Source organism: Pseudoalteromonas sp. TAE79, assembly GCF_000498015.1.
GTDB lineage: Bacteria > Pseudomonadota > Gammaproteobacteria > Enterobacterales > Alteromonadaceae > Pseudoalteromonas.
Window position 1 is genome coordinate 1 of record NZ_AUTL01000290.1, and the last position, 7123, is coordinate 7123.

Below are 7123 nucleotides of genomic sequence, written 5' to 3' on the forward strand. Positions count from 1 at the left end.
TCATATTGCACATTTTTTTTCAGGGGGATTAGCCAATGGCGTTCACTGCCAGTTGTTTGCCATTTATGTAAAAGCCCTAAAGAATAAAAACCTTTGTCGAATAAAGTGAGGCTATTGTCTGGTGTGGTTTCTATAAGCTTTTCAGCCAGTACCATTTCATTGACCTTGTAATCATCAAAAGCGCTCCCCGTTATTAAATGGCTGCTCAGTTCCATTTGACACACCATTCTGACCTGTGGGTATTGTGTGTTGGTCGGTTTTGTAAAGGCCTCATTATTTTGGGGGGAGTCATCCGTACGCCAAACAACACCATCGACACCCAGCAAGGTAAGTCCATTCCAATGAGGGTGGTTAGCGTCTTCATTCCAATGTCTTTGGGTACATTCAAATAAGGCTTTCATAGCGGCTTCACCTAGGTTTTTACGACGCTGAGTTAAAGCACTTGGCGCAACAAATGGCTTCCCTTCTCGGTCAACAATGTCGAGCATATTAACGACATCGGCCATGGATTTGTCATTATAAATAACCATACCGATCAACAACCAAGCCATCGATTCTAGGGTTAGTTTTCTTTTTCGTAGTGTAACGGTTTCGGTCAGTGCATAGGCTTCTTCGATGAGATAAAGGGAGTAAATCTGCGAGTGTTTCAACGTCATTAGGTTTGATGTTGTTGATAATATCGAGAGCATTAGAAAGTTGCATAAAAAATCCGAATTCTACAAAAGAATTCGGATTCTTACATACCTAGAAGATCGTTCAAGTGCTATTAACTATTTCTTAAATGATCGGCATTAGCGCATGCGCTCCTTTTTACTTTAATATAGTTTTATAAATTAACTACTTCTGACATCTACTTTAAGTTTTAGCTTTTGGCCAGGTTGTAAGTATTTTTGACCGGCTAAATTATTCCACTTAATAATTTCGTTAACGCTTAGATTAAACTTAGACGCAATACGTGCAAGTGAGTCACCACGGCGTACTTTGTATGTAATAGTACGGTTGGTACTTGCCGTTGCTTGTGGTTTATTAGCTGACTTATACACAGTAAGTTTTTGATTTAGGCGCAGTACAGAGTTTTTCTTTAGCTTATTCCATTTAGCCAACTCATCCATAGTTACGTCATATTCGCGGCTAATGTCCCATAACGTGTCGCCACTTTTAACTGTATGCGAAAGCTTTGTGCGAGTTGCTTTATTAGCAGCTAAACGCATCTGCTTTGGTAAATGCTCGCTATTTATAGCGCCATCAGTAAGCGGGACTAATAATTCTTGGCCTACTTTAATCGTATTTGATTTGAGTTTATTAAGCGATCGGATTGCACTTGAGCTCGTTGTAAACTTTTTGGCAATTACTGATAAGCTGTCGCCTCGAGCCACAATATAACGTTGCCAGCGTAATCTGTTTTTAACATCAGTGTTTGCTAGTTTTTGGCTAAATTCCTCTGCTTTATCAACAGGCAATAATAAAGAATGTGGGCCATTAGGATCAGTTGCCCAGCGATTAAAACCGGGGTTTAATCTGTATAGCTCAGTAAGCGTCATATCAGCCATATCAGCAGCAAGTGCTAAATCTATTTGCGAGCCAACATCAACCACTTCAACCACTTGTGCATTAATTACTGGTTGCCATGTAACGTTAAAATCATCTGAGCGTTTTAATAAATCGGCAAGTGCTAATAACTTTGGTACGTAGGCTGTTGTTTCGCTTGGTAAATCAAGAGACCAAAAATCGGTAGGTAAATGCTTTTTACGATTCTTTTTAATCGCGCGTATCAAGCGCCCTTCACCTGAATTATAAGCAGCAATCGCGTTAAGCCAATCGCCTTCAAGTGTTTTATGTAAATACGATAAGTAGTCAAGTGCTGCGCGAGTCGACTGCACTATGTCGCGACGACCGTCGTACCACCAGTTTTGTTTTAAATCGAATCGCTCACCGGTTGCAGGCATAAACTGCCAAATGCCCGATGCGCTACGATTAGAGTAACCAAATGGGTCAAATGCGCTTTCTACAATAGGCAGTAGTGCAATTTCGATTGGCATTTCGCGCTTTTCTACTTCTTCAACAATAAAGTGTAAGTAAGGTTCTGCACGTTTAGAAATACGATCTAAATAGGCTTGGTGGCGAGCGTAATAATTACGTTCAGTAACAACAGGGCGGTTTTGCGGTATTTCGATAGAAAGTTGGTAGCGAATTCGCTCCCACACATCATCAAACACGGGAGCTTCTTGCTCATCAGAGTCAACTTGCTGATATTGTGCGTTTACCATCAATGCATTGTTAATGTCGTTAGGACTTGCGCCTTCGAGTTGTCGGTTTGCTTGCGTGGCAACTTTAGAGTCTGACTCTAATGTTGTCAGTGTTTGACAACCACTTAGCGCTAACGCCAAGGCTACTAATAGGGGAGATTTATTCATAAATACCAATACATCGGGTAAAAAACTCGGCGAATACTACCTGTTATGAGTTAACATTGCCACTTAATGACTTTTTAAAACGCAGAAATAGAATCATCACTATATCTTAAGTTAATGATTCTAATAAAATAAATGTTAAAGTATTAGTTTGTGCATTAAAAATTGTCTTTGAACTGCCTCAGACTAGCAAAGTTTCCCCAAGGTTCATTGTTTTTTGTAACCGAGATAAATTTCTCCGGCACTAACTCTGTAATGGTTGGCAAATCGCTACGCATAAATGGATTTATTTTTAGCTCTTGTCCAATAGAAGTAGGTAATGAGATTTGATTATTACTGCGTAATTCATCTACTTTTTTACTGTACGCAAGGAGTTCTGGATTGCGTGGTTCAACTGCTTTGGCAAAGGCAAGATTAGCTTGCGTGTATTCGTGCGTGCAATACACACTGCAGCTTGTAGACAGCTCTCTTAGTTTATTGAAAGACTCCCACATTTGCTCTGGCGTGCCTTCAAATAAGCGCCCACATCCACCGCTAAACAATGTATCGCCGGTAAAAGCAAGTTCATCATTTGTGTAACAAATATGATCAAGCGTGTGCCCAGGAGTTGCTAAAATAGTAAAGTTAATATTAAGCACACTGATGCTTTGTCCATCAGTAAGTGCGTGAGTGACGCCTTTAAATGGACTATTTGCAGGGCCATAAACCGATATATCTGGATAGGCGTCAACTAATTCAGCTACGCCATCGGTGTGGTCGTAGTGATGATGCGTAATTAAAATGCCACCAAGCGTTAGTTTATGCTCAGCTAAGTACGTTAATACGGGATGTGCTTGGCCTGGATCGACGACCCATGCTTGGTTACTGTTATCGGTAGTTAAACACCAAATGTAATTATCAGAAAAGGCTTTAATTGCTTTGACTTGCACCATGGTAAATTGCTCTATAAAGTGACACTTATCGCATAGTATAACGAGCTCAAAAAATGAAACCAGCCCTTAGTTTTCAAGAAGGACCCAAACCACTGTCGTGGCAGCAGTTTCCTCATGGGGATTATTTGCGTGCAGATATTGAACGCAAAATGGAGCAATGGCTGCCGCGTATGTTTGGCTATCATATGCTTAAGTTGGGTAATTTAAGTGGCGAATTAAACACAAGTATAAGTACGATTAAACATCAAGTGTGTGTTGCAGAGCCAGGACCTTACACCGGGGTAGTTGCTGACATAGATGAACTGCCATTTTACGAGCACAGTATTGATGCTTGCATACTAAGCCATTGCTTAGAGTATCATTCAGACCCGCATCATATTTTACGAGAAGCACATCGCACGCTTATTCCGGGCGGTTATATACTCGTGACTGGTTTTAATCCGTTTAGTTTGTGCGGGCTTGCACAAATGCTGCCTTTTAGTGGTCAGAAATTACCATGGACAGGGCGTTTTTTTACCCCTGCGAGGGTTAAAGATTGGCTAAATTTATTGGGTTTTGAAATTGTAAGTGACGAACGTTTTATTTATTCATCACTGGCTAGAGGTAATAGGTTATCAAGATTTGAGTTTTGGCGTACTTTTGCAAAACAGTATTTAAAACCAATGGGCAGTGTTTATATGCTGGTGGCACGAAAAAGAGTTGCGCCACTTACGCCAATAAAACCTAAGTGGCATGCAAGGCCGCAGTTTGCACCAGTAAAAGGGGCAGGGCTTAGGCAAACGTCAAAGCAACACTTTAAATCGTGCGACCAAAAAAATAATACTAATTGCATTAAATAAGTGATCTATTATAGCGCTAAGAAAATAGCACATTAACAAGGCGAAAATTGTGACATATAGTTGTTCTATATGAATAATTTTTAACGCAGTTAGTGAGTTATTTAATGCGATAGAATGAACATGTTTTTAATAAAATTGGTATAACAACTAGCTTAGAATAAATTTAAGGCTGGTAGCCTACATCTTCTAGTAAATCTTTACTGCCAGCGGCATCGCGGGCTAAATCGTCAACTATTTCGTTGTATTTATTGCCGCTATGCCCTTTAACCCACTTCCAAGTTACATTGTGCTCGCTACAGGCTTTATCTAGGCGTTTCCATAAATCGACGTTTTTAACTGGCTTTTTAGCTGATGTTAACCAGCCACGTTTTTTCCAGTTAGTGATCCACGATTCAATGCCTTGCTTAACATATTGGCTATCGGTTGTTAGGTTTACTTCGCATTCTCGAGTGAGTGATTCTAGGGCTACAATAGCCGCGAGCATTTCCATTCGGTTATTAGTTGTGAGTTTATAACCTTGGCTCATTTCTTTTTCGTGGCCGTTATAAATCATAAAAATACCATAACCGCCGGGGCCTGGATTACCTAAACATGAGCCATCGGTGTAAATCTCTACGGTTTTTTGCACTGTTTTACCTTGATCTTATGTACAATAAAGTGATTATAGAAAGATACCAGAATCAGGCTAAATTCGATATGGCACGTAGACAAATAGTTTTAGATACAGAAACCACCGGCATCGACCCTAAACAAGGGCACCGTATTATAGAAATTGGTTGTGTGGAGTTAGTAAATCGCCGTTTAACAGGCAATAATTTTCACGTTTATATAAACCCACAACGGCCAAGTGAAGAAGAAGCAATCGACGTTCACGGTATTACTAACGAGTTTTTGCGTGATAAACCACTGTTTCATCAAATTGCCCAAGAGTTTTTCGACTATATTGAAGGGGCAGAGTTGGTTATTCATAACGCACCGTTCGATGTTGGTCATATGGATAATGAATTTGCACTACTTAATCAGGGCTATCCTAAAACAGAGACTTTTTGTCAAGTTCTCGACACGCTTAAAATGGCGCGTGACTTGCATCCAGGTCAAAAGAACAATCTTGATGCATTATGTCGTCGTTACGATGTAGATAACGCAAAGCGAACACTTCACGGCGCGCTACTGGATTCTGAAATTTTAGCCGATGTTTACCTTGCCATGACGGGTGGTCAAACAAAGCTGAATTTGAATCAAAACAAAGATGACGGCAGCGAGCAACAGAAAGGCGGTATAAAGCGTTTAAATAGCGATAGAGCCCCATTAGTTGTATTGCGAGCAAGCGACGCTGAGCAAAGCGCACACGAAGCACGATTAGATCTTGTAAACAAAGAAGGCGGCCAATGTATATGGCGCGCTGAATAAGGCGATTTAATGAAAACGATGTATTTTGTAACAGCGTTATGTGCCGCTAGTTTATTTACTGGCAATGCATATGGCGTTAAACAAGTAGAAGTGCTCAAGCGCGATGGGCATCAAAATGAGATCCCTTTACTTGATAATCGTTTTCGCATAGATAGCAAAATAGATGAAATAACACTGCTGTTTTTTAGAAAATCAGGTGCACCTGCTGTTATTTTAGTGCGGCCCGATGGCAGTAAGTACTTTGCTACTGACTCAGTTAAAAACCCTAACTTAGATTGGTTTGACGAACTCAGCTACGATTTAGTTACCATAAAGAAACCTATGGCAGGTCCTTGGCAAGTAATAGGCAGTATTTTGCCTGATAGCAGAATAGTTGTATTAGGCGAAATATCTCTTGAGGCAGAGCCTCTTCCTTCAATGTTGTTTAGGGGGGAGACAATAAAAATCACCGGGAAAATACTAAACGACGGTGAGCCAATTAACACAAACCTATTTAGGGATGTTGTGAGCCTTAATGTTGACTTTGTAAGTACCAACAATGAAAACTTTGCTAACTTTGGTGCAGGCATTCAAGAAGTAGCGGAATTTAAAGACGATGGACGTGGATTTGATGAGCGCCCTAAAGATGGTGTGTTTACCGGCGAGTTTACTTTAGATTTTCCTGCGGGTGAATGGACACCAGAGCTTTACGTGGCAACACCTCTGCTGCAGCGTCGCATTGTGCAAAATACAATAGAAGTGCACGAGCCACCTTTTGTAACCGAAGTCGCGTTAGCAGAGCAAGACACAGACGAGCATCTGTTAACTATTAATATAGACCCAAGTATTGTTAAGCCAGAGACAGTCATCATCCAGGGAAAAATCTACTATCCCAATAACGAAGAGCAAATGTTTACCATAGATGCTGCAGCTAAAGACTCACGTCAGCTTAGTGTTAAAAATTATGATTGGGGTAGATATAGTGTTGAACTGTCTGTTTTTGGCACTAATATTAATGGCCGTGAATTTATGGCAACGCTGCCAACGTATAAATTTGAGATAGAACGACCCATAGAAGCGGTGCCCGAAATTGATCCTGCAACGATTATTACGCCAGATAAAATGATCGAGAGTGAGCCTGCTGAAGAAAAAATGGCCACATCGACAATTATTAGTTTAATTGCAGGCTGCAATACACTCATTTTATTACTCGGTTGGTTGTTAATTCGTATATTTGTTCAGAAAAAACCGATTAAATTTAAAGTGAAGCTGCCTTTTTTAAAGAAAAAGAAAACAAGTGAAGGTGATGTTGCCGACACTGAAAAAAATCAAGTCGGTAAAAATGGCTCAAAAAATGACAGATCAGGTGAAATTTTAAACCTTTCGATGACAGATGACTAAAAAACCTATAAAAAAACAAAAAAGCCCTTGACGAAATAGGGGTTGGTTCGTATTATTCACGCCGCTGTCAGGGAGACCTAAACAGCAACGAAAATATGGAGTGGTAGTTCAGTTGGTTAGAATACCGGCCTGTCACGCCGGGGGTCGCGGG

The 7123-nt window shown here is 40.4% G+C and carries 6 protein-coding genes and 1 pseudogene; 3 read left to right on the forward strand and 4 right to left on the reverse strand.

The genetic code is table 11. The features are described 5' to 3' along the window. The 3 genes and pseudogenes from L655_RS01000000126145 to gloB all read right to left on the reverse strand — a co-directional run. Window positions 1–702, reverse strand: a pseudogene (locus tag L655_RS01000000126145) (IS4 family transposase); the annotation flags it as partial. 131 nt (window positions 703–833) lie between these two features. Further along, window positions 834–2414, reverse strand: a complete 1581-nt coding sequence (locus L655_RS0124110; protein ID WP_024606534.1) for a LysM peptidoglycan-binding domain-containing protein — start codon at window positions 2412–2414, stop codon at window positions 834–836. A gap of 155 nt (window positions 2415–2569) precedes the next feature. Next, window positions 2570–3343 (reverse strand): hydroxyacylglutathione hydrolase, encoded by a 774-nt coding sequence (gene gloB / locus L655_RS0124115; protein ID WP_024606535.1) that lies wholly within the window; start codon window positions 3341–3343, stop codon window positions 2570–2572. Between the two features lie 53 nt (window positions 3344–3396). On the opposite strand from gloB, the gene L655_RS0124120 reads away from it, so the two are divergent. Further along, a complete protein-coding gene (locus L655_RS0124120) occupies window positions 3397–4182 on the forward strand; it encodes a class I SAM-dependent methyltransferase (RefSeq protein ID WP_007378209.1) in 786 nt (261 codons plus the stop codon). Between the two features lie 163 nt (window positions 4183–4345). Here L655_RS0124120 and rnhA read toward each other — a convergent pair whose 3' ends face one another. Next, window positions 4346–4810 (reverse strand): ribonuclease HI, encoded by a 465-nt coding sequence (gene rnhA / locus L655_RS0124125; RefSeq protein ID WP_024606536.1) that lies wholly within the window; start codon window positions 4808–4810, stop codon window positions 4346–4348. A gap of 68 nt (window positions 4811–4878) precedes the next feature. Here rnhA and dnaQ point away from each other — a divergent pair, with 68 nt between their 5' ends. After that, window positions 4879–5592, forward strand: coding sequence for a DNA polymerase III subunit epsilon (gene dnaQ / locus L655_RS0124130; protein WP_024606537.1), 714 nt, complete (start codon window positions 4879–4881; stop codon window positions 5590–5592). Window positions 5593–5601: 9 nt separating this feature from the next. Further along, complete coding sequence (locus L655_RS0124135) at window positions 5602–6972, forward strand: TIGR03503 family protein (RefSeq protein ID WP_024606538.1); 1371 nt, start codon at window positions 5602–5604, stop codon at window positions 6970–6972. Window positions 6973–7123 lie beyond the last annotated feature (151 nt).

Bases quoted from the DNA above. Each gene is read 5' to 3' on its own strand.
- L655_RS0124110 (WP_024606534.1), bottom strand. From the start codon at position 2,414: ATGAATAAATCTCCCCTATTAGTAGCCTTGGCGTTAGCGCTAAGTGGT.
- gloB (WP_024606535.1), bottom strand. From the start codon at position 3,343: ATGGTGCAAGTCAAAGCAATTAAAGCCTTTTCTGATAATTACATTTGG.
- L655_RS0124120 (WP_007378209.1), top strand. From the start codon at position 3,397: ATGAAACCAGCCCTTAGTTTTCAAGAAGGACCCAAACCACTGTCGTGG.
- dnaQ (WP_024606537.1), top strand. From the start codon at position 4,879: ATGGCACGTAGACAAATAGTTTTAGATACAGAAACCACCGGCATCGAC.
- L655_RS0124135 (WP_024606538.1), top strand. From the start codon at position 5,602: ATGAAAACGATGTATTTTGTAACAGCGTTATGTGCCGCTAGTTTATTT.